Annotated in this window: 17 protein-coding genes, 1 tRNA gene and 1 pseudogene; 8 read left to right on the top strand and 11 right to left on the bottom strand. The window is 71.4% G+C overall.

Features of this window, described 5'->3' with window-relative positions; genetic code table 11:
* Positions 1–175: 175 nt before the first annotated feature.
* A complete protein-coding gene (gene uvrB, locus GD748_RS10875) occupies positions 176–2,272 on the bottom strand; it encodes an excinuclease ABC subunit UvrB (RefSeq protein WP_152195236.1) in 2,097 nt (698 codons plus the stop codon).
* 91 nt (positions 2,273–2,363) lie between these two features.
* On the bottom strand, positions 2,364–2,879 hold the full coding sequence (locus GD748_RS10870; RefSeq protein ID WP_152195235.1) for a MarR family winged helix-turn-helix transcriptional regulator: 516 nt from the start codon (positions 2,877–2,879) through the stop codon (positions 2,364–2,366).
* Between the two features lie 223 nt (positions 2,880–3,102).
* On the opposite strand from GD748_RS10870, the gene ftsH reads away from it, so the two are divergent.
* Positions 3,103–5,178 carry an ATP-dependent zinc metalloprotease FtsH gene (gene ftsH / locus GD748_RS10865; RefSeq protein ID WP_152195234.1) on the top strand — a complete coding sequence of 692 codons (2,076 nt, stop codon included), beginning with the start codon at positions 3,103–3,105 and terminating at the stop codon, positions 5,176–5,178.
* A 10-nt stretch (positions 5,179–5,188) separates the two neighbouring features.
* On the opposite strand, the gene GD748_RS10860 is transcribed toward ftsH, so the two are convergent.
* Positions 5,189–5,806, bottom strand: coding sequence for an ATP:cob(I)alamin adenosyltransferase (locus tag GD748_RS10860; protein ID WP_152195233.1), 618 nt, complete (start codon positions 5,804–5,806; stop codon positions 5,189–5,191).
* Between the two features lie 126 nt (positions 5,807–5,932).
* On the opposite strand from GD748_RS10860, the gene GD748_RS10855 reads away from it, so the two are divergent.
* Entirely contained in the window at positions 5,933–7,579 is a 1,647-nt protein-coding gene (locus GD748_RS10855) for a BCCT family transporter (protein ID WP_226921187.1), read from the top strand.
* Between the two features lie 64 nt (positions 7,580–7,643).
* Here GD748_RS10855 and coaE read toward each other — a convergent pair.
* Both coaE and GD748_RS10845 read right to left on the bottom strand, forming a co-directional pair.
* A pseudogene (gene coaE, locus GD748_RS10850) lies at positions 7,644–8,231 on the bottom strand (dephospho-CoA kinase); the annotation flags it as partial.
* A complete protein-coding gene (locus GD748_RS10845) occupies positions 8,231–9,097 on the bottom strand; it encodes a siderophore-interacting protein (RefSeq protein WP_152195230.1) in 867 nt (288 codons plus the stop codon). The gene GD748_RS10845 and the pseudogene coaE, both read right to left, overlap by 1 nt.
* Positions 9,098–9,234: 137 nt before the next feature.
* On the opposite strand from GD748_RS10845, the gene GD748_RS10840 reads away from it, so the two are divergent.
* Complete coding sequence (locus GD748_RS10840; RefSeq protein ID WP_152195229.1) at positions 9,235–9,666, top strand: OsmC family peroxiredoxin; 432 nt, start codon at positions 9,235–9,237, stop codon at positions 9,664–9,666.
* Positions 9,667–9,766: 100 nt separating this feature from the next.
* Here GD748_RS10840 and GD748_RS10835 read toward each other — a convergent pair whose 3' ends face one another.
* Complete coding sequence (locus tag GD748_RS10835; protein WP_226921185.1) at positions 9,767–10,771, bottom strand: asparaginase; 1,005 nt, start codon at positions 10,769–10,771, stop codon at positions 9,767–9,769.
* Between the two features lie 175 nt (positions 10,772–10,946).
* Here GD748_RS10835 and GD748_RS10830 point away from each other — a divergent pair, with 175 nt between their 5' ends.
* A complete protein-coding gene (locus GD748_RS10830) occupies positions 10,947–11,396 on the top strand; it encodes a hypothetical protein (RefSeq protein WP_152195228.1) in 450 nt (149 codons plus the stop codon).
* Positions 11,396–12,937, top strand: coding sequence for a multicopper oxidase family protein (locus GD748_RS10825; protein ID WP_152195227.1), 1,542 nt, complete (start codon positions 11,396–11,398; stop codon positions 12,935–12,937). Before GD748_RS10830 ends, GD748_RS10825 begins: the two co-directional genes overlap by 1 nt.
* A gap of 150 nt (positions 12,938–13,087) precedes the next feature.
* On the opposite strand, the gene rpsA is transcribed toward GD748_RS10825, so the two are convergent.
* A complete protein-coding gene (gene rpsA, locus GD748_RS10820) occupies positions 13,088–14,572 on the bottom strand; it encodes a 30S ribosomal protein S1 (RefSeq protein ID WP_152195226.1) in 1,485 nt (494 codons plus the stop codon).
* 257 nt (positions 14,573–14,829) lie between these two features.
* On the opposite strand from rpsA, the gene GD748_RS10815 reads away from it, so the two are divergent.
* Entirely contained in the window at positions 14,830–15,651 is an 822-nt protein-coding gene (locus tag GD748_RS10815; protein ID WP_152195225.1) for a class I SAM-dependent methyltransferase, read from the top strand.
* A gap of 424 nt (positions 15,652–16,075) precedes the next feature.
* On the opposite strand, the gene polA is transcribed toward GD748_RS10815, so the two are convergent.
* The gene (gene polA / locus GD748_RS10810) at positions 16,076–18,781 is read right to left on the bottom strand and encodes a DNA polymerase I (RefSeq protein WP_152195224.1); all 2,706 of its coding nucleotides are present in this window, start codon (positions 18,779–18,781) and stop codon (positions 16,076–16,078) included.
* Here polA and GD748_RS10805 point away from each other — a divergent pair.
* Positions 18,780–19,193, top strand: a complete 414-nt coding sequence (locus GD748_RS10805; RefSeq protein WP_152195223.1) for a PaaI family thioesterase — start codon at positions 18,780–18,782, stop codon at positions 19,191–19,193. The genes polA and GD748_RS10805 overlap by 2 nt on opposite strands.
* A gap of 55 nt (positions 19,194–19,248) precedes the next feature.
* On the top strand, positions 19,249–20,178 hold the full coding sequence (locus tag GD748_RS10800) for a hypothetical protein (protein WP_152195222.1): 930 nt from the start codon (positions 19,249–19,251) through the stop codon (positions 20,176–20,178).
* Between the two features lie 148 nt (positions 20,179–20,326).
* Here GD748_RS10800 and GD748_RS10795 read toward each other — a convergent pair whose 3' ends face one another.
* The 3 genes from GD748_RS10795 to pyk form a co-directional block, all read right to left on the bottom strand.
* Entirely contained in the window at positions 20,327–20,941 is a 615-nt protein-coding gene (locus GD748_RS10795) for an ANTAR domain-containing response regulator (RefSeq protein ID WP_226921322.1), read from the bottom strand.
* Between the two features lie 193 nt (positions 20,942–21,134).
* Positions 21,135–21,216 (bottom strand) — tRNA-Leu (locus GD748_RS10790).
* Positions 21,217–21,421: 205 nt separating this feature from the next.
* Positions 21,422–22,846, bottom strand: coding sequence for a pyruvate kinase (pyk, locus tag GD748_RS10785; RefSeq protein WP_152195220.1), 1,425 nt, complete (start codon positions 22,844–22,846; stop codon positions 21,422–21,424).
* Positions 22,847–22,942: the final 96 nt, after the last annotated feature.

The raw sequence follows: 22,942 nt of genomic DNA, 5'->3' as shown, positions 1-22,942 counted from the left end.
CCGGGCCGGTGGCACCGAGCGGGCGAACTCGCCCGCCGTGATGACGGCACCACTGTTGGGGGAATACTCCCCTCCGCAGGCGACACGATACGGCAGGACGAGCCCGGCCGCGAACGTGGCGCGATGTGGGACGCGACACCGGCGAACCTGGACATACCGCCCGGGTCGAGGTGGGTCAGGCGTTCGCGGCAGCCATCTGCCGCAGCTCCTTCTTCAGGTCGGCGATCTCGTCCCGCAGGCGGGCGGCCAGCTCGAACTGCAGCTCCTCGGCGGCGGCGTGCATCTGGTCCGAGAGCTCCTGGATGAGCCCGGCGAGGTCGCTCGCGGCCGCACCGGCGAGCTTCTCGCGCGCCGACTCGCCCGCCTTCCGTCGCTCCTTCCCACCCGCGCCCTTCCCGGCGCCGCGGTAGCCGCCCTCGAGCAGCTCGGCGGTGTCGATGTCCTCCCGGGCGAGCATGTCGGTCACGTCCGCGATCCGCTTGCGCAGCGCTCTGGGCTCGATCCCGTTCTCGGTGTTGTAGGCGACCTGCTTCTCCCGGCGTCGCGTCGTCTCCTCGATCGCCTGCGCCATCGACCGGGTGATCGTGTCCGCGTACATGTGCACCTGTCCGGAGACGTTGCGGGCCGCGCGCCCGATCGTCTGGATCAGCGAGGTCGACGAGCGCAGGAAGCCTTCCTTGTCGGCGTCGAGGATGGCGACGAGCGAGACCTCGGGCAGGTCCAGGCCCTCGCGCAGCAGGTTGATGCCGACGAGCACGTCGAACGTGCCCATCCGCAGCTCGCGCAACAGCTCGACGCGACGCAGGGTGTCCACGTCGGAGTGCAGGTAGCGCACGCGGACGTCGCGCTCGAGGAGGTAGTCGGTGAGGTCCTCGGCCATCTTCTTCGTCAGCGTGGTGACTAGGACCCGCTCGTCGCGGTCGACCCGGTCGCGGATCTCGCCCAGCAGGTCGTCGATCTGTCCCTTGGTCGGCTTGACCACCACCTCGGGGTCGACCAGGCCGGTCGGGCGGATGATCTGCTCGACCACGCCGTCGGACTGGCTGAGCTCGTACGGCCCGGGCGTCGCGGAGAGGTACACCGTCTGGCCGATCCGCTCGAGGAACTCCTCCCAGCGCAGCGGACGGTTGTCCATGGCCGACGGCAGCCGGAAGCCGTGGTCGACCAGGGTGCGCTTGCGGGACATGTCGCCCTCGAACATGGCGCCGATCTGCGGGACGGTCACGTGCGACTCGTCGATGACGAGCAGGAAGTCCTCGGGGAAGTAGTCCAGCAGCGTGTGCGGGGCCGTGCCCGGCGCGCGTCCGTCGATGTGCCGGGAGTAGTTCTCGATGCCCGAGCACGTCCCGATCTGGCGCATCATCTCGAGGTCGTAGGTGGTGCGCATCCGTAGCCGCTGCGCCTCGAGGAGCTTGTTCTGCCGCTCCAGCTCCTCCAGCCGCTCGGCGAGCTCGGTCTCGATCGTGCCGAGCGCCCGCTCCATCCGCTCGGGCCCGGCGACGTAGTGCGTCGCCGGGAACAGGTGCACGGCGTCCTCCTTGCGCACCACGTCCCCCGTGAGGGGGTGCAGCGTGCTGAGCGCGTCGATCTCGTCCCCGAAGAGCTCGATCCGGATCGCGAGCTCCTCGTAGACCGGGATGATCTCGATCGTGTCCCCGCGGACACGGAAGGTCCCGCGGGTGAAGGCCAGGTCGTTGCGCGTGTACTGCATCGTCACGAACTGGCGCAGGAGGTCGTCCCGGTCGACCTGCTGCCCGACCTGGAGCTGGACCATCCGGTCGACGTACTCCTGGGGTGTGCCGAGGCCGTAGATGCAGGACACCGACGCCACCACGACGACGTCCCGCCGCGTGAGCAGGGAGTTCGTCGCGCTGTGCCGCAGACGCTCGACCTCGTCGTTGATGGAGGAGTCCTTCTCGATGTAGGTGTCCGTCTGCGGGACGTAGGCCTCGGGCTGGTAGTAGTCGTAGTAGGAGACGAAGTACTCGACGGCGTTGTTCGGGAGCAGCTCGCGGAACTCCGTGGCCAGCTGTGCGGCGAGGGTCTTGTTCGGCGCCATCACCAGGGTGGGACGCTGCACCTGCTCAACGAGCCACGCGGTGGTCGCCGACTTGCCGGTGCCGGTGGCCCCGAGCAGGACGATGTCCTTCTCCCCCGCCGTGAGCCGGTCGGTGAGGTCGGCGATCGCGGTCGGCTGGTCACCGGAGGGGCTGTACTCGGAGACCACCTCGAACGGGGCGACGGTCCGCTTCAGGTCGGTCACAGGACGCATGGGTCAACGGTACGACGCGGCACCGACAACTGCGGCGACGGGGTCCTCCGGAGCACGCCCCGTGCCGGCGTCACGGCTTCGAGGTGGCCTGTCACACGCGGGGCGCCGGGGCCGGCCGGTGGTCCGCCTCCCGCCCCTCGGCAGCCAGCCCGGCGGCGAAGCGGGCGAGCAGCACGGCGAAGGTCCGACGGTCGTCCTCGTCCCAGGAGGACAGCTGCTCCTCGATCACGCCGGCACCGGCCCGGCGGACGAGCTCGCGCACCTCACGGCCGCGACCCGAGAGCCGGAGAAGCACTGCCCGGCCGTCCTGCGGGTCGGGCGTGCGGTCGACCAGACCCGCGCGCTCGAGCCGACGGACCTGGGGCGTCACCGTGGACTTGTCCACCCCCTGCCACGCGGCCAGCGCGGAGGCACGCATCGGACCCTGGGTCGCGAGGGCCTCGACGAGCCAGGCGTCGGTGGGCGTCAGACCGGCGGTCTCCTCGTGCGCCCAGAGCCTGGCCTGGACGGCCGCGCGGCTCGCCCAGCGCAGGACCGTCGCGAACGCCGCCTGAAGGTCGGCACCCACCCCTTCAGCCTCGCCCACCGAGCCCTCGGCCTCGCCCACCGAGGCAGGCTCGCGCTCGGCACCGGACGGCGCCGGACGGGACCTGGAGCCTGCCGCGGAGTCCGCCGCTCTGCCGGCCGCTGCTCGCTCGTCATGCCCACGCCGGCCCTGCCGGCCCAATGCTCGCTCGTCCGGGACTCCCTCTTGCTCCTGCCACATGTTAGTGAGATTACACCAACTAGTTTCTTGAACTCTCAACATGACAGCGCTATATTAGTTTGGCATGGCCAACCAACCTGACGGCAGACGGAGGAGCGACGTGGTCGATCGGACGCAGGACACCGCACCGCGGGACAGGCGCGACGACGACTCTCGCCCGCGGGACAGGCACAACGATGACTCCCGCCGGCCGGAAGGCCGGCCGTGGCGGACCGAGGGGCTCTCGGACGGCGGTCGTCCCCCGGAGTCGCCCCGGTGGGGCCGGGTCGCCGTGTGGATCGCCGTCGCATGGCTGGCGTTCTTCGCGCTCGCCAGCTTCCAGGACGCGGCCACCTCGCGGGTGGCGACCGTCTCGTACACCGAGTTCACGCAACAGGTGAGCGAGGGCAACGTCGAGGAGGTCTTCTCCCGCGGCCAGAGCATCGAAGGTGTCCTGACCGAGGCGGCCGAGCTGCCGGAGGGCGACGCGACCTACCGCCAGTTCGTCACCGAGCGTCCGACCTTCGCGCAGGACGATCTGCTCGCCGAGCTCGAGGCGAGCGACGCCGTCGTCCAGGCCACCCCGATCACGCAGGAGCGCGGGCTGCTCTCCAACCTGCTGATCTCGCTGCTCCCACTGGTCCTCATCGTGGCCTTCTGGGTCTGGATCTTCCGCCGCCAGGCCAAGAAGATGGGCGCCGGCGGTGCAGGCGGACTGCTCGGCGGGAAGAAGACCAAGCCGGTCGATCCCGAAGAGGTGCGCGTCAACTTCGACGACGTCGCGGGGATCGACGAGGTCAAGGACGAGATCTCCGAGATCGTGGACTTCCTCAGGAACCCCGACAAGTACACCCGTCTGGGCGCAAAGGTCCCCAAGGGCGTGCTCCTCGAGGGCGGCCCGGGCACCGGCAAGACCCTGCTCGCTCGCGCCACGGCCGGCGAGGCACAGGTCCCGTTCTTCTCCGCCTCGGCCTCCGAGTTCATCGAGATGATCGTCGGGGTCGGCGCCTCACGGGTGCGCGAGCTGTTCGCCGAGGCGCGCAAGGTCGCGCCGGCCATCATCTTCATCGACGAGATCGACACCATCGGCCGGTCCCGGTCCAGCTCGCGCTCGATGGGCGGGAACGACGAGCGCGAGCAGACGCTCAACCAGATCCTCACCGAGATGGACGGCTTCTCCGGCACCGAGGGGGTGGTGGTCATCGCCGCCACCAACCGCGCGGACGTCCTCGACGACGCGCTGACCCGCGCGGGCCGGTTCGACCGGAAGGTCACCGTCTCGGCACCCGACCAGGTGGGGCGTGAGCAGATCCTCGCCGTGCACACCCGGGGCAAGCCGCTGGCCGCCGACGTCGAGCTCGCCCAGGTCGCCCGGACGACCCCCGGCATGACGGGCGCCGACCTGGCGAACCTCGCGAACGAGGCGGCCCTCCTCGCCGCCCGGCGCGAGCAGGACCAGATTCACGCCAAGGACTTCGCCGACGCGCTCGAGAAGGTCCAGCTGGGCTCCGAGCGTTCCGTGGTCATGCCGGAGGAGGAACGGCTGCGCACCGCCTACCACGAGGCAGGCCATGCACTCCTCGGCATGCTCCAGCCCGGCGCCGACCCCGTCCGCAAGATCTCGATCATCCCCCGCGGCCGGGCCCTCGGCGTGACCCTGTCAACGCCGGAGACGGACCGCTACGGCTACGACGTCGCCTACCTCAAGGGCCGGATCATCGGCGCCCTGGGCGGCATGGCCGCGGAGCAGGAGGTCTTCGGCGTGACCACCACCGGCGCGGAGTCCGACCTGCAGACCGTGACGGCGATCGCCCGCCAGATGGTCGGCCGGTGGGGCATGTCCCCGACGATCGGAGCCGTCCAGGTGTACCCGGACGAGGGCGACGCCCGGCAGAACGGCGCCTCGGAGTCGCTGCTCGAGGCCGTCGACGCCGAGGTCCGGGCGCTGGTCGACGAGTGCTACGACGAGGCGCGCCGGCTCCTGCGGGACAACCGCGACCGGCACGACGCGATCGTCGCGGCCCTGATGGAGCACGAGACGCTCGACGAGACGGAGGCCTACGCCGCTGCCGGGCTCACCCAGGCGCCGGCACGTCCGCTGCTCGTCGGCGCCGCACCCGGGTCACCCGGCCGGCCGGCGGACGAGTCGGCGGCTCACTGAGGCGGAGAGCTCAACCGGTGGCGTCCGCCACGTCGGCGGTCCCCTGACCGATCGCCTGGACCGAGGAGCCGGGGACCCAGGAGACGTCGCCCTGGTCGGCGTTGATGCCCCGGGCGGTGACGAAGAGCAGGGTCGACAGCCGGTTCAGGTACCGACCCGCCTCACGGTTGACCACCTCGGGGTACGCCTCGACGGCGCGCCAGACGGCGAGCTCGGCACGTCGTACGGCGGCCCGTGCCTGGTACATCAGCGCCGCTCCGAGCGTGCCGCCGGGCAGCACCATCCCGCCGAGGTTCTCGGAGCGCTCCTCGAAGTACTGGATCGCCCGGTCCAGCCGCTCGACGTAGCCGGGCACGATCGTGATCACCGGCTCGTCACCGAACGTCGACACCCCGAGGTCGGTGACGAGGTCGAGCAGGTCGTTCTGCACGCTCAGCAGGGTCGTAGCGATCTCCCGCTCCAACGGGGCTGCGGCCATGGCCACCCCGATCGCCGCGTTCGCCGCGTCGACCTCCGCGTACGCCGTCACCCGGGCGTCCGACTTCGGCAGCTCGCCGTGGCTCCCGAAGAAGATCCGCCCGGTGTCGCCGAGGTGCTCGGCCGGTCCTGGGTCGCCGTCGTCATTCATGGGTGCCACGATACTGACCGCAGGCGGTACCGCAGAGGCAGCCGGTGCACCGTCGTCGGTCCGGCCTCACCTGACGGAAGGAAACCCGATCGCATGGTCACCCAGCCGCCGGAGGATCTACCCGGGATGCCAGCGAAACCGTCCGAGGCGCCGCGCGGATGGTCGACCGTCGACAAGCCGGTCTTCTTCGTCGCCGTCGGGCTCGTGGTGATCATCTGTCTCCTCGGCGTGCTGTTCACCGAGACGGTCGGTGAGGTGGCGGGCGCTGCGCTCGGGTGGGTGACCACCACCTTCGGCTGGGTGTTCATCCTCGCGGCCGCGGGCTTCGTCGCGTTCTCTGTGGTGCTCGCGTTCGGTCGGTTCGGGAGCATCCCGATCTCCCAGGAGGGCGAGACGACCGAGTTCTCCCGGATGTCGTGGATCGCCATGATGTTCAGCGCCGGCATGGGCATCGGCCTGATGTTCTTCGGTGTGTACGAGCCCGTCACCCACCTCGCCTCGCCGCCCCCGTTCGTCGACGCCGCGCCGGAGAGCGCCCAGGCGGCCGAGTCGGCCATGGCCTACACGCTCTTCCACTGGGGCCTGCACCCGTGGGCCATCTACTCGGTGGTCGGTCTAGCGCTGGCGTACTCCACCCACCGGATGGGCCGCGGCAACCTCATGAGTGCGCCGTTCCAGGCCATCCTCGGGCGCGAGCGGATCGAGGACCGGGGCTGGGGCCGGCCCATCGACATCCTGGCGATCCTGTGCACGAAGTTCGGCTCGGCCACCTCGCTCGGCCTCGGGGCCCTGCAGATCGCCGCGGGGCTCTCGCTGCTGCGCACCGGTGAGTTCGAGGAGAACCCGAGCGCCCGCCTCCCTGTCATCATCATCTGCGTCCTGACCGTCGGGGTGATCATCTCGGCGGCGAGCGGGGTCTCGCGCGGCATCAAGTGGCTGAGCAACACCAACGTCGTGCTCGCCGCCGCCCTGCTGGTGTTCGTCTTCGTCGTCGGTCCCACCGTCTTCATCCTCGACCTCGTGCCCGCCTCGCTCGGCACCTACTTCGCCAACCTGGTGCCGATGAGCTTCCACTCGGCCGTCTTCGGCGGTGGTGACTGGCTCGCCAGCTGGACGATCTTCTACTGGGCCTGGTGGATCTCGTGGACACCCTTCGTCGGGACGTTCATCGCGCGCATCTCCCGCGGGCGCACCATCCGCGAGTTCGTCCTCGGCGTCCTCCTCGCGCCCACCGGCGTGAGCGTCATCTGGTTCGCGGTCTTCGGCGGGGCGGGCATCGACCTGCAGATCAACGGCGTCGACATCGCAGGCACCGGCAGCGAGGCCGCCGGATTCTTCGCGATGCTCGCCGAGTACCCGTTCTTCACCGGCGCCGCCCTCGTCGTCATGGTGCTCACGGCGGTGTTCTTCGTCAGCGGCGCCGATGCCGGCTCGCTGGTCATGGGCACGCTGTCCTCCTACGGACGCGAGACTCCCTGGACCCCGGTGGTGATCGTCTGGGCCATCCTGACCGGCGCGGTCGCCGCAGTCCTGCTCTTCGTCGGCGGCCTCGGTGCCCTCCAGACGTTCACGATCCTCGCCGCCACGCCGTTCGTCCTCATCATGGTCGGACTGTGCGTCTCGCTCTACGTGGACCTCCGCCGGGACCCCCTGCGCCTGCGCAGGGCAGCACCGGTCCGCCAGGCCATCGCCGTCCCGTCCGACGTCCCGTTCGCCGACCCGACGGCCGACGGGCCGCTGGACCGGGGACCCAGGTCGCCGACGGAGACCTAGGCCCGGCCGCGCCGGCCTCGGGCCCCTGTCCGGCGCGTCAGCCGCGGACGCGCGCGTCCCGCTCGGGCACGAGCCGCTCGCGCCACAGCCGGCCGACGGCGTCGACCAGCTCCTCGGCGGTGCCGGAGTTGTCGAGCCAGACGTCCGCGACGGCCCGCCGGGCGGCGTCGTCCGCCTGGGCGCGGACCCGCGCCCGTGCGTCCGCCTCGGACATCCCGCGGTGGTTCACGAGCCGCGCGACACGGGTGTCCTCGTCGGCACCGACGACCAGGACGAGGTCGTAGCGGTCCGAGAGGCCCTTCTCCACGATGAGGGGGACGTCGTGGACGACGACGGCGCCCGGCCCGGCCTCCGCCTGCAGCCGGGCGCTCTCCGCCGCCACGAGCGGGTGGGTGATCTGCTCGAGGCGCGAGCGGGCAGCCGGGTCGGCGAAGACCCGCGTCGCGAGCGCCCGCCGGTCGAGCGCGCCGTCCGGGCCTAGGATCTCGGTGCCGAAGGCGCCCACGACGGCGGCGAGGCCCGGCGTGCCGGGTGCCACGACCCGGCGGGCGAGCACGTCGGCGTCGATCACCGTGGCACCGAGGCGGGCCAGCTCGGCGGCGACCGTCGACTTGCCCGAGCCGATCCCGCCGGTGAGGCCGACGACGAGCATCAGTCCTCGGGGTCGTCGGGGTCGATGGGGGCGTGGTGGTCGAGCGCGACTATGCCACGCTTCCAGTAGCCGTCGACCTTGGTGTTGCGGCGGTCGAAGGCGGAGTCGTTGCGCAGCCAGCGACGCAGGGGCACGAGCGAGCCGGCCTCGCCGGCGAACCAGGCGAACCCGGTGCCGGGACGCACGGCCGCGGACCGGGCGGCGTCGGCGAGCACGGTGGTGCTGCCGGGATCGGCACCGGCGCGGTCCAGGACCTGCACGTGATGCTCGGGCCGGGCAACCTCGGCGAGGTACTCCCCCGCCGACGGGTGAGAGGCCTCGACGAGCACGTCCACCGGCACACCGGCCGGGACGAGCTCGAGCCATCGAGCCAGCGCGGGCAGCGCGGTCTCGTCGCCACCGAGCAGGAAGTGATCGGCATCGGTGGGGACCAGCTGGGAGCCGCGCGGGCCGCCGATCGCGAGCGGGTCGCCCGGGCGGGCGGCCGCCGCCCAGGCGGAGACGGGGCCGGCGTGCTCGTGGAGGACGACGTCGATGTCCAGCTCGCCGGGACGGACGGCGCGCGGGGTGTAGTCGCGCACGGTGGCCGGGACGGCCGGTCGCTGGATGCCGCCGTCGGGCCCGACCGTCGGCACGTGGAGCTCGCCCGTCGCCGGGTCCGGGACGAAGAGCTTGACGTGGTCGCCCGGTCCGGTGGCGACGAACCCGGCGAGGTCCGCTCCTCCGACGGTGAGTCGGAGCAGGTTGCCGCCGAGGCCGGTGCGGCGGAGCACCGTGAGGCGGCGGAAGACGAGCGGGTGGCGCAGGCGGTCGCGCACCAGGACGCGCTGGCCGGTCCGGTCCGCGTGTGCGAGGTTCTGGGTCATACCGGCACCATAGCCCGTCCCACGACCTCCAGGTAAGGCAGTCCTAACCTCGGACAGCAGCCCATCTGCTGCAGGTCTCGCCGCACCGGGGCAGGATGGGGAACGACACACGAAGCCGGGCAACGAGGGAGATGAGCATGACACTGACGAGCAAGGCCAGCACCACCTGGAACGGCAACCTCTTCCAGGGCAGCGGCCAGACCACGCTGGAGAGCTCCGGCAAGGGCACGTTCGACGTCAACTGGAAGGCCCGCACGGAGGACGGCACGAAGACGACGAACCCGGAGGAGCTCCTCGCCGCGGCCCACGCGACGTGCTTCTCCATGGCGTTCTCCAACGAGCTCGACTCCAACGGCACGCCCCCGACGAAGCTGGAGACGACGGTCGAGGTCACCTTCGACACCGAGGGCGGCCCCAAGGTCACCGGCAGCCACATCATCGTGCGCGCGACGATCGACGGGATCTCCGAGGAGGACTTCCAGCGCGTCGCCAACGCCGCGATGGAGGGGTGCCCGGTGAGCCAGGCGCTCAAGGCCATCGACATCACCCTGGACGCCACGCTGGCCTGACAGCCGGGCAGGAGAGCTCGACAGGCCGACGGCGCCGCCCGGGTCGGGTGGCGCCGTCGGCGTGTCTGAAGTGGTCTTCGACCACGACGGCGGCCCCTGGTCAGTCGCCGGCCGCACCGCCCCGGCGCCGGAACTCCGCACGTACCGCTGCGCCGTCCGCACCGCCGGCGAGCAGCGTCCACAGCAGCACCCGTGCCTTGCGCGGGCTGAGCGGCCCGGCCATGACCGCGCCGCGTGCGAGGAGGTCGACCTCGGAGCCGGCGTAGCCGTACGTGCGGGTGGCCGTCGTCCCGGAGCCGGTGCGCGAGCCCACCACCACCGGCAGCCTGAGGACGGCCCGACCGACGGCGTCGGCCACGGGCTCCGGGACGTGACCCGCGCCGGAGCCGGCGAGCACGAGCCCGTCGTACCCCGCCTCGACGACCAGGTCCACGACACCGCCGTCGTCGCCGATCCCGGGCTCGAGCAGCGCGACCCGGACCGCGGTGCGGGACGGCTGCGGGAGGGCCGGCGGTCGCGACCGCGCCGGGACCAGACCCGGCACGTACTCGCTCTCCACGACCCGGCCGACGGCTCCGCCGCCCGGCGAGGCGAAGGCGCCGGTACCAGTGGCGCGGGTCTTCGTGACGGCGGCCGCGAGGTGGGCGCTGTCGTCCATCACCACGAGCACGCCGAGCCCACGCGCACCCTCCGAGACGGCGACGGTCACGGCGGCCAGCACGTTGGCGGGGCCGTCCGCGCCGGCGACGAGCGGCGGACGCATCGCGCCGGTCAGGACGAGGGGCTCCGGCCGGTCCCACAGGAGGTCCAGGAGGTAGGCGGACTCCTCCATCGTGTCGGTGCCGTGCGTGAGGACGACCCCGGCGGCGCCGTCGGCGACCTGGGTCCGCGCCCAGCCGAGCGCAGCGACGAGATGCTCGGGAAGAAGCGACGCCGAGGGCAGGCGCTGCAGGGTCTCGGCCGTGACGTCCGCCATCTCGGTCAGACCCGGCACCACCGCGACGAGCGTCGCGGCGTCCAGGTGCGGCGTGACGCCCTCGCCGGAGCGGGCAGGGGTCATGGCGATGGTGCCCCCGAGGGCACCGACCGCAGCTCTCGGTCTCACGCTCCCACCCTCCCACGCCCGGGCACGCTCGACGGCCGCCGCGCGTCGTCCACCGACCTCGCCCCCTTCCCGCGCAGATCACCCGGGTAAACCCGTAGGCAGCGCGCGCCGATGGGCGTACCTTTCGGCTACCCGGGCATCAACGGTGATGCCCCGTCTCCTTCCGGAGGCTCTCGTGCGTACTCTCTACCGAGCCCTGGCCCTGCTGACCGCCCTCGGCGTGGCCGTCCAGGCGGCAGCGATCGCCTGGGGCGTGTTCACGATGATCAGCGAGGTCGAGGGCGGCGCCGTCATCGACTCGAGCTACGACCCCCAGGCGAACACGGGTCTCGCGACCCACAGCATGGGGGCCATGGTCGTCGCCGCCCTGGCCCTGCTCCTGCTGATCGTGTCCTTCCTCAACCGGTTCCCCGGCGCGAAGAAGTGGGCGGCAGCCACCTTTGCCGCCGTCGTCCTGCAGTGGGTGTTCGGGATCCTCGCCTTCTCGGTGCCTGGGGTCGGGATCCTCCACGGCGCGAACGCACTCGCCATCCTCGTGCTCGCCCTGCTCGCCTTCCGGGCCGCTGGGCGAGCCTCCGAGACCGTCCCGACGGCGGCTCGGCAACGCGCTCCCGTCAGGCCCTGATGACCGGTGTTGCCGGGCGGCCGTCGCTGCTGCGGCGCCCGGCGACCTGGGGCGCGGTCCTGCTCGCAGGGCTCCTCGCCGTGCTCGGCGCGGCGTGGGTGACGTCGCTCGTGCCGGGGACCGTCTCGGTCATGTCGATGGGCTACCCGGATCTCGGCGGCGGACCTCCCGTGGCTCACGAGATGCCGGACGGGACGAGCATGGCCGGGGCTGCGCACGCCGGTCACGACGAGCCCTCGGTCGCAGCCCTGGCCTCGATCGTCGACGTGACGGACCTCGCGGGCCCGCCCGACGGCGCACCGGACGTCCGGATGACGCTCACGGCCGAGGCCGGGACGATCGAGCTCGGCACCGGTGAACGGCTCGAGGGCTACACCCTCAACGGCAGCTCGCCAGGGCCGACGATCGAAGCCGTGCAGGGCGAGCTGGTCGAGATCACGCTCGTCAACGCCTCGGTGCCCGACGGGGTGACGCTGCACTGGCACGGCATCGACGTGCCGAACGCGGAGGACGGCGTGGCCGGGGTGACGCAGGACGCGGTCCCACCGGGCAGCAGCCACGTGTACCGCTTCGTCGTCGAGGACGCCGGCACGTTCTGGTACCACTCGCACCAGGTCTCCCACGAGCAGGTCCGCCGCGGCCTCTTCGGGGCCTTCGTGGTCCGCCCGGAGGCGCAGGGCGAGCTCGACGTCGTCCTCCCGGTGCACACGTACGACGGGCTGCGCACGGTGGCCGGGAGCTCCGGCACCTCGTTCCACGAGGTGCCCGGCGGCACGACGGCCCGCGTGCGGGTCGTCAACACCGACGGCGCCTCGATGCAGGTGTGGGTGGACGGGGCACAGTTCCGGGTCGTCGCCGTGGACGGACGCGACCTCAACGCCCCCACCGCGCTCGACGACGTCACGGTGCCTGTCTCCGGGGGCGGTCGCGTGGACCTGGAGGTGCCGGTGCCGGAGTCCGGGGCGGTGCTGATCGGCCTGGGCGGGGGCAGCCTGGTCGCGGTCGGGCCCGATGATCCCGGACGGGCACTCGCGGCGCCGCCGGCGGAACGGCTCGACCTGCTCACCTACGGCAGCCCGGCCCCGCTCGGGCTGGATCCGGCCGACGCGGACCGGCGCTTCGACTACACCATCGGGCGCCGGCCCGGCTTCCTCGACGGCCGGCCCGGGCTGTGGTGGTCCATCAACGGCCACCTCTACCCGGACGTGCCGATGTACCTCGTGCAGGAGGGCGACGTCGTCGTCATGACGATCACCAACAGCTCCGGCCAGGTGCACCCGATGCACCTGCACGGTCACCACGTGGTGGTGCTGTCCCGCGACGGAGTCGCGGCGACCGGGAGCCCGTGGTGGGTGGACTCCCTCGACGTGCACGACGGCGAGTCCTACGAGATCGCGTTCGTCGCCGACAACCCGGGCATCTGGATGGACCACTGCCACGACCTCCGGCACGCCGCGGACGGGATGGTCGCGCACCTCGCCTACGCCGGAGTGACCACGCCGTTCCTCCTCGGTGGCGAGGCGGCGAACCATCCGGAGTGACGCCGTCACGGCGCGGCTGACGCCGTCACGCCGCGGGCTGACGCCGATGATGCGGCGAGGCCCGCCGTCCCCTGGGGGGACGACGGGCCTCGTCGGTGGTTCACACGGACCCAGCGGTCCGACCGGCTGCCCGGAACGGGCGGCCAGGGCTCAGTGACCGGTGAGCTTCTCGCGCAGGGCGGCGAGGGCCTCGTCGGAGGCCAGCGTGCCCGCAGCCTCGGCCGGGGCCGAGCTGTAGGTGGTCGGGCCGGCGGGGGCGGAGCTGGAGCTCGAGGTGGTGCCGGTCTCGGCGGCCTCGGCGTCGGCGTCCGCGGCGGCGGCGACCTGCTTCTTGTGGGCCTCCCAGCGAGCCTGCGCCTGGGCGTACTCGTTCTCCCAGGCCTCGCGCTGCGCCTCGTAGCCCTCGAGCCACTCGTTGGTCTCCGGGTCGAAGCCCTCGGGGTACTTGTAGTTGCCCTGCTCGTCGTACTCCGCGGCCATGCCGTACAGCGACGGGTCGAAGTCGTCCGAGCTGGGGTCGACGCCCTCGTTCGCCTGCTTCAGCGAGAGGGAGATACGGCGACGGTCGAGGTCGATGTCGATGACCTTGACGAAGACCTCGTCACCGACCTTGGCGACCTGCTCGGGCACCTCGACGTGGCGCTGGGCCAGCTCGGAGATGTGGACCAGGCCCTCGATGCCGTCCTCGACGCGCACGAACGCACCGAAGGGGACCAGCTTGGTGACCTTGCCGGGCACGACCTGGCCGATGGCGTGCGTGCGGGCGAAGGCCTGCCACGGGTCTTCCTGGGTGGCCTTGAGCGACAGGGAGACGCGCTCGCGGTCCATGTCGACGTCGAGGACCTCGACGGTGACCTCCTGGCCGACCTCGACGATCTCGTTCGGGTGGTCGATGTGCTTCCAGGACAGCTCGGAGACGTGCACGAGGCCGTCCACGCCGCCCAGGTCGACGAACGCGCCGAAGTTGACGATGGAGGAGACCACACCGGGGCGGACCTGGCCCTTCTGCAGGGTCTGCAGGAAGTGCGAGCGCACCTCGGACTGGGTCTGCTCGAGCCACGCGCGACGGGAGAGCACCACGTTGTTGCGGTTCTTGTCCAGCTCGATGATCTTGGCCTCGAGCTCCTTGCCCACGTAGGGCTGGAGGTCGCGGACGCGACGCATCTCGACGAGGGAGGCGGGCAGGAAGCCGCGCAGGCCGATGTCGAGGATCAGGCCGCCCTTCACGACCTCGATGACGGTGCCGGTGACGACGCCGTCCTCGTCCTTGATCTTCTCGATGGTGCTCCAGGCGCGCTCGTACTGGGCGCGCTTCTTCGACAGGAGCAGCCGACCCTCCTTGTCCTCCTTCTGGAGAACCAGGGCCTCGATCTTGTCCCCGACGGAGACGACCTCGTCCGGGTCCACGTCGTGCTTGATGGACAGCTCGCGAGAGAGGATGACGCCCTCGGTCTTGTAACCGATGTCGAGGAGGACCTCGTCCCGGTCGACCTTGACGATGGTGCCCTCGACGATGTCCCCGTCGTTGAAGTACTTGATGGTCTCGTCAATCGCGGCGAGGAAGTCCTCGGCCGAACCGATGTCGTTGACGGCAACCTGGGGGGACGTCGGCTGCGTGGGCGTAGTGGTGGTCATTGAGCTGTGGACTCCGTTGGGACAGGAAGTAGTGCGGACAGGATGTTCTGGTTTTCTGATGTGCAGGCAGCACGGAAGGCATGACTGCGCCAACGGGCATCCTATCGACCGGCGTCCGTCACGGGCAACCGCCTTCGGCCGGGGCAGCTCGACGTCGGCGGTGACATCCCTCTCAGCACCGGTCGAGCCGCGGCCGTGTGTCGGCCTCGCCCCCCAGCACCGGCGTCCGCCGGAGCAGGTACCGCCACACTGACCGTATGGATCCGCAGAGCCCTGGCGTCGGTCACGCCGGCTACGAGAACGTCGACGGCGGCGCCGCCGCCCGTGCCAACGCCCGGTGGTGGAGCACCGCCTCGGCGGAGTACCTCGCCGAGCACGGTGAGTTCCTGGGTGCCGCCGACTTCTGCTGGTGCCCGGAGGGACTGCGCGAGGCGGACGCGCACCTGCTCGGGGACCTGGCCCGGCTGCGCGAGGCCCGGGTGCTGGAGGTGGGTTGCGGCGCGGCGCAGTGCTCGCGGTGGCTGGTCGGGCAGGGCGTCGAGGTCGTCGCTACCGACGTCGCGGCGGGCATGCTCGCGCGGGCCGCCGAGCTTGACGCCCGGACGGCTCTCACGGTGCCGACCGTGCTCGCCGACGCCCGCGACCTGCCGTTCGGGCCGGAGTCGTTCGACGTCGTGTTCACCGCGTTCGGGGCCCTGCCCTTCGTGCCCGACGCGCACCGGGTGCACGCGGAGGTAGCGCGGGTGCTGCGCCCGGGTGGACGGTGGGTCTTCTCCGTGACCCACCCGGTGCGGTGGGCGTTCCCCGACGACCCGACGGCGCACGGCCTGACCGTGAACCGGTCCTACTTCGACCGGACGCCCTACGTCGAGGTCGACGCCTCGGGCGAGCCGTTGTACGCCGAGTACCACCGCACCTTCGGCGACCACGTCCGGGACGTCGTCGCGGCGGGTCTGGTGATCGAGGATCTCGTCGAGCCGGAGTGGCCGACCGACAACGACAACGTCTGGGGCGGCTGGGGGCCGGTGCGGGGCGCGCTGGTGCCGGGCACGATCATCGTCGTCACCCGCAGGCCGTAAGGCCGGCCACGGGCCGGACGCCGCAAGACCGCCCCGACGGGACGCCGTAAGACCTCCCACGACAAGCCGAACGATTTGTACCGGATACCGGTACAAACGCTTCGGCCTAATCCGTCCCCGGCGCGTGGCAGGACTGGCTGCGGCGCGCTGGCCGTCGCGCGTCCTGGCCGCCTTCTCCGTCGCGCGTCCTGGCCGGCGTTGCTCAGTGCGCGGCGTCCCGCCAGGACCGGCCCGTGCCGACGGCCGACAGGACGGGACGCCGCAAGAGCGCACGCCAACCACGACAAACCGAACGATTTGTACCGGATACCGGTACAAACCCTTCGGCCTAATCCGTCCCCGGCGCGTGGCAGGACTGGCTGCGGCGCGCTGGCCGTCGCGCGTCCTGGCCGCCTTCTCCGTCGCGCGTCCTGGCCGGCCTCGCTCAGTGCGCGGCGTCCCGCCAGGACCGGCCTGTGCCGACCGAGACGTCGAGCGGGACCGACAGGTCGGCCGCGGCGCCCATCTGCTCGCGCACCAGCGCCTCGACCTGCTCGGCCTCGCCCGGGGCGACCTCCAGGACGAGCTCGTCGTGCACCTGGAGCAGCAGCCGTGAGCGAAGGCCCGCCTCGTCCAGGGCACGCCGGGTGCCCTTCATCGCGACCTTGATCAGGTCCGCCGCCGAGCCCTGGATCGGGGCGTTGAGGGCCATACGCTCGGCCATGTCGCGGCGCTGGCGGTTGTCGCTCGTCAGGTCGGGCAGGTAGCGGCGCCGCCCCATGATCGTCTCGGTGTAGCCGGTCTTGCGGGCCGCGTCGACGACCCCGGTGAGGTAGTCCCGGACCCCGCCGAAGCGCTCGAAGTACTCCTCCATCAGCCCGCGGGCCTCGCTCACCTCGATCTTGAGCTGCCGAGACAGGCCGAAGGCGCTGAGCCCATAGGCCAGGCCGTAGCTCATCGCCTTGATCTTGGAGCGCTGGGCCGGCGTGACCTCGTCGGTGGGCACCCCGAACACCCGCGAGCCGACGAAGGAGTGCAGGTCCTCGCCGGAGTTGAAGGCCTCGATGAGCCCGGCGTCGCCGGACAGGTGCGCCATGATCCGCATCTCGACCTGGGAGTAGTCGGCGGTGAGCAGCGACTCGAACCCCTCCCCGACGACGAAGCCCTCGCGGATGCGCAGCCCGTCATCGGTGCGCACGGGGATGTTCTGCAGGTTGGGGTCGGTGGAGCTCAGCCGTCCGGTGGCGGCGATGGTCTGGTGGAACGTGGTGTGGATGCGTCCGTCCGGCGCCACCGACCGCAGGAGCCCCTCGACGGTCTGGCGCAGCCGGATCTGGTCGCGGTGCGTGAGCAGGTGCTCGAGGAACGGATGCTCGGTCTTGACGTACAGGTCCGCGAGCGCGTCGGCGTCCGTCGTGTACCCGGTCTTCGTCTTCTTGGTCTTGGGCATCTCCAGCTCGGTGAACAGCAGCTCCTGGAGCTGCTTCGGGCTGGCGAGGTTGACCTCGCGGCCGATCGCCTCGTAGGCCATCGCGGCGGCCCGCTCGACGGCGTGGTCGAAGTCGTGGCGCTGGGACTCCAGGTTCTCCGTGTCGGCGGCGATGCCGGCCTTCTCCATGTCCTGCAGGACCCGGAGCACCGGCAGCTCGAGCTCCTCCAGCAGGTGCGCGGCACCACGGTCCGCCAGCTCCTGGCCGAGGACGTCGGCGAGCTCGACGACCGCGCCGGCCCGCAGCCCGGCGACCCGGTCCACCCCGTCGGCATCGAGGGAGAGCATGGCCTGCCCGTCGGTCTCCTCGTCCTCGCGCAGCTCACGCTTCAGGTGGCGCACCGTCAGGTCCGGCAGTGCGTAGCGCCGCTGGTCGGGGTGGCACAGGTACGCGGCGAGCGAGGTGTCGAAGACGACTCCGTCGAGGGCGAGGCCGCGGCCGCCGAGGGCGTGCCAAGCCACCTTCGCCTCGTGCACGGCCTTGCGCGAGGTGGCGTCGGCGAGCCAGGTGGCGAGGACCTGCTCGCTGGCCGGGTCGATCTCCGAGAGGTCGACGGTGACGGCGTGGCCGGCGTCGTCGGCGACGGCCAAGGCCCACGCGTCCCCGCCGCCCTGGGCGGCGCTGCCGGTGACGTCCAGGCCGAGGAGGTTGCCGTTGCGGGCGGAGAGCCAACCGTCCAGCCCGTCGGGCAGGTCCGCCAGCGCGACGACGTCGACCTCGAGGGAGGGGGCGGGCTCGTCGCTCTGCTGCGCCTCGGGCAGGGTGGCGAAGAGCCGCTCGCGCAGCACGTCGAACTCGAGGGCGTCGAAGACCTGGTGCACCTGCTCGCGGTCGACGGCCCGGCGCGCGAGGTCGTCCACGCCCAGCGGCAGCTCCACGTCGGTCAGCAGCCGGTTGATCTGGCGGTTGAGGATCACCTGGGCGAGGTTGTCGCGCAGGCTCTGGCCGGCCTTGCCGCCGATCTCGTCCGCCCGCGCGACGACGTTGTCCAGCCCGTCGTAGAGGTTGATCCATTTCGCGGCCGTCTTGGGCCCCACGCCGGGGACTCCGGGCAGGTTGTCGCTGGTCTCCCCCACCAGGGCGGCGATGTCCGGGTAGCGCTCCGGCCCGACGCCGTACTTGTCGAGCACCGCCTGCGGGGTCATCCGGGTCAGGGTGGACACACCCTTGACCGGGTAGAGCACCGTGACGTCCTCGGTGACCAGCTGGTAGGTGTCGCGGTCGCCGGAGATGATGAGCACCTCCATGCCGGCGGCGGCGCCGCGGGTGGCGAGCGTGGCGAGGATGTCGTCCGCCTCGAAACCGGACTTCTCCAGCACGTCGACGTTCATCGCGCGCATGATCTCCTGGATGAGCGGCACCTGGCCCTGGAACGGCTCCGGTGCGGCGTCGCGGTTGCCCTTGTACTCGGCGTACTCCTCCGTGCGGAACGTGCCGCCGGAGACGTCGAAGGCGACGGCCAGGTGGGTGGGCTGCTCCTGGGCCAGGAGATTGATCAGCATGGAGAGGAACCCGTACACCGCGTTCGTGTGCTGACCGGTCGATGTCGAGAAGTTCTCGGCCGGGAGTGCGTAGAACGCACGGAAGGCCATCGAGTGGCCGTCGACGAGCAGGAGACGGGGGCGCGCTGATTCGGTCACGGGTGACACCCTAAGCGTCATGACTGACAGCGATCTCCTCACCCGCCTGAGCGCGGCTGCCCGCGGCACCCTGATGGAGCGGCTCGGCATCGAGCTGCTCGAGGCCGAGCCCGGCAGGGTTGTGGCCCGGATGCCCGTGGCGGGCAACACCCAGCCCCAGGGGCTGCTGCACGGCGGCGCGACGGCGGCCCTCGCCGAGACCGTCGGCTCGTTCGCGGCGGCGATCCACGCCGGCCCCGGCCGGGCGCCGGTCGGCACCGAGCTCAGTGCCAGCCACCACCGCAGCGCCCGCGAGGGACACGTGACGGCGACCGCGACCCCGCTGCACGAGGGGCGGCGCACCGCGGTCTATGACATCGCGGTCGTCGACGACGCCGGCCGCCGGCTGACCACGGCGCGGCTGAGCTGCATGATCCTCGACGTCGAGCCCTGAGGCGGGGGCTGGCGCGATGATGGGGGGCCCCTGTCTGAGCGCGCCGACTGGACGGGTGCGTGCATCGATCATCGCCATGCGCCCCAAGATCGTCCTTCCCGGAGGGCTGAGCGCCGCCGAGGTGCAGGAGGTTGAAAGCATGACGTCGGTGATTCGACGTGCGACACCCGACGACGTCGCCCGGTCCCCGGTGGCTTGGTTGAGGCCGGACGGCTGGCGACCCGACGGGCATTCGTTCGTCCAGCTGAAAGACGGTCAGGTCGTGGGCGCGGCGATGCGGTGTCCGAACGGGCTGCACCCGACTCGCGACAACGCGTGGCTGGCGTTACCGGCAGGTGGATCGAGCGCGTTGCTCGATGCGCTCATGGACTTGGGCGGGCTTCCCTTGTCAGTCAAGGCTCGGCCCGGGACCTGGGAGCACGCTGCTGCGGTCGCGGCGGGCGGTGCGCGGTACCAGCACTGTCCGGCCGAGCTGGTCATCACCGGAACGGCATCGCTTCGGGCCTGGTGCGCTGACAACCGGGCTGCCCCGGTCGTGCGCGCCTCCACGTGGACGCCAGAGGACCTCAACGCGGCGTGGACGCGGCTGTACGAGGTAGTGCACTCCTCGTGGGCACCGACCGCGAAACGGTCGACGCTGCTTGCCGAGTTCGCGCCCATGATCGCGGAGGAGCTCGATACCGAGCGGACCGTCCTGAGCCTCGTCGGTGCAGAACTGGTCGCCGCGTGCTTCGTGTTCGGCACGTCGGACGACCCGGCGGTCGAGGCCGTCACCGAAGCCTTGTTACCGGAGCACCCGCATGCTCGGCGAGCCGTCGCAGCCTGCATGGCCAGCGTTCTCAGCGCGGCGGACGGCGTCCCGGTGATGTTCGACGGGCACACCAGCGACCCACACTTCTACCCGCTGCTGAGGGCGCTTCCGGATGTCCGGGCGAGCGCACAGACCCCGCTCGATCTCCTGGAGGTCACGTCGCACGCGCGGTAGGGCGAGGCACCACCACCTGGGCCATGACATCTCCGGCCGGTGGAGGACCAGCTCAGGGTAACTCGTCGTCGTGCAGCGAGGTGCTCGACAAGAGAGCGACGGCCCGGCTCCCTCGCGGAAACCGGGCCGGGCCAGCGCTGCGGGTCTGCTACTTGGCGCCGACCTGCTCGATCACGGCGTCGGCGACCTCGCGCATGGTCAGGCGGCGGTCCATGGAGGTCTTCTGGATCCAGCGGAAGGCCTCGGGCTCGCTCAGCCCCATCTTCGTCATCAGCAGGCCCTTGGCGCGGTCCACGCGCTTGCGGGTCTCGAACTGCTCGGACAGCGAAGCGACCTCGGACTCCAGCGAGGTGATCTCCTGGTGGCGCGAAATGGCGATCTCGACGGCGGGCAGCAGGTCCGCCGGAGTGAAGGGCTTGACCACGTACGCCATCGCGCCGGCGTCGCGGGCACGCTCGACGAGCTCCTTCTGGGAGAACGCGGTGAGCATGACGACGGCGCAGGTGCGGGCGCCGATGATGCGCTCGGCGGCGGTGATGCCGTCCATCACGGGCATCTTGACGTCCATCACGACGACGTCGGGCTCGAGCTCGGTGGCCAGCGCCACGGCCTGCTCGCCGTTGGCGGCCTCCCCGACGACGTCGAAGCCGGCCTCGGTCAGCGACTCGACGATGTCGAGCCGGATGAGGGTCTCGTCCTCGGCGACGACGATCCGTCGCCGGCTCGTGGGCTCGGGTGCCGCACCGGCTTCGGGGCCGGGCAGGTCGACCGCTGCCGTGTCCGTGCTGGGGGCGTCCTCGTTGGGGGCAGCCTCGGCGCTGCTCTCGTTGTTCGTCACGAACGCAAGCCTATAGCGCGGGTCGGACGGCGCACCTACGCAGACGGCGTGACTCATGCCTCACCCGCGATCCGGCCTGACGGCACCCGGATCCGTGTCGGCGGGCTTCGTCGTGCTGTGCTCCCGGCGGGACTCGAACCCGCATGCCTCTCGGCGCCGCATTTTGAGTGCGGTGTGTCTGCCAGTTCCACCACAGGAGCGTGTGTTGCGGGCGGCGCCCACGATATCGCGACCCGAGGGCGGTCCTGAACGCTGGACAAGGTGCTGGACGCACCGGCCCTGCCCGGCCACCGGACAAGAGTGCAGGCGCACCGGCCCGCGGACCGAATGACGAGGTCCGGGACGCCGCAGCCCCGCCGGCACGGGGCGGGCGGGGCTGCGGCGATGCGCGGAGCGGGGCGTCGATCAGGCCTTGGTGTAGTGCTCGCCGATCTTGTGCACGCGGATCGAGTTGGTCGAGCCGACCTTGCCGGGGGGCATGCCGGCGACGATCACCACCCGGTCTCCCTCCTCGGCCAGACCGGTGGTCTGCAGGAGCTGGTCGACCTGGTTGACCATGTCGTCGGTGTGGCTGACCTCGGGCACCGTGTGCGTCTGGACGCCCCAGCTCAGGGCGAGGCGGTTGCGGGTGTCCGTGTCGGGGGTGAACGCGAGCAGCGGGATCGCCGAGCGCAGGCGCGACATCCGGCGGGCGGAGTCACCCGACTGGGTGAACGTCACGAGGTACTTGACCTCGAGCATCTCGCCGATGTCGGAGGCCGCCTTGGTGATGACGCCGCCGCGGGTGTGCGGGCTCGTGCCCAGCGGGGCGATGCGCTCGCCACCGTTCTCCTCGGTGTTCTCGACGATCCGGGCCATCGTGCGCACCGTCTCGATCGGGAAGTCACCGACGGAGGTCTCGCCGGAGAGCATGACCGCGTCCGCGCCGTCGAGGATGGCGTTGGCGACGTCGGAGGCCTCGGCGCGGGTGGGCCGCGGGCTGGTGACCATCGACTCGAGCATCTGCGTGGCGACGATGACGGGCTTGGCGGACCGGCGGGCGAGCTCGATCGCGCGCTTCTGCACCAGCGGGACCTGCTCGAGCGGGAGCTCGACGCCCAGGTCGCCACGGGCGACCATGATCGCGTCGAACGCGTCGACGATCTCGACGAGGTTGTCCACGGCCTGGGGCTTCTCGACCTTGGCGACGACCGGCACGCGGCGGCCGACCTCGTCCATGATCGCGTGCACGTCGTCGATGTCCTCGGCGGAGCGCACGAAGGACAGCGCGATGAGGTCGGCGCCGACCTTCAGCGCCCAGCGCAGGTCGTCCTTGTCCTTGGTGGACAGGGCGGGCACGGAGACGGCGACGCCGGGCAGGTTCAGGCCCTTGTGGTTCGAGACGGGGCCGGGGACCTCGACGCGGGTGACGACGCGCGGGCCGTCGACCTCGAGGACGCGCACGGCGACCTTGCCGTCGTCGATGAGGATCCGGTCACCGGGGTTGCAGTCGCCCGGCAGGCCCTTGTAGGTGGTGGAGGCCAGCTCGGCGGTGCCGGGGACGTCCTCGGTGGTGATGGTGAAGGTGTCGCCCTCCTTCAGCTCCTCCTTGCCGTTGGCGAAGTTGCCGAGGCGGATCTTCGGCCCCTGGAGGTCGACGAGGACGGCGACGGCGCGGCCGGAGGCCTGCGCCGCGGCGCGCACGTTCTGATAGACCGCCTCGTGCTCCTCGACAGCCCCGTGGCTGCGGTTGATCCGGGCGACGTCCATGCCGGCGTCGACCAGCTCCTGGACCCTCTCGGCAGACGCGGTGGCTGGGCCAATGGTGCAGACGATCTTCGCTCTACGCATGATCCCTAGCCTAGAGCCTGCCGTCGTGATGCTGCCGCCGCAGGTCCCGGGTGCCATCTGTTGCCGCGGCGGCCCGGCCCGCTCCGTGCGGGGCGG

Source organism: Georgenia subflava (assembly GCF_009193155.1).
Lineage (GTDB): Bacteria > Actinomycetota > Actinomycetes > Actinomycetales > Actinomycetaceae > Georgenia > Georgenia subflava.
This window is presented reverse-complemented; position numbering and strand designations above follow the sequence as displayed.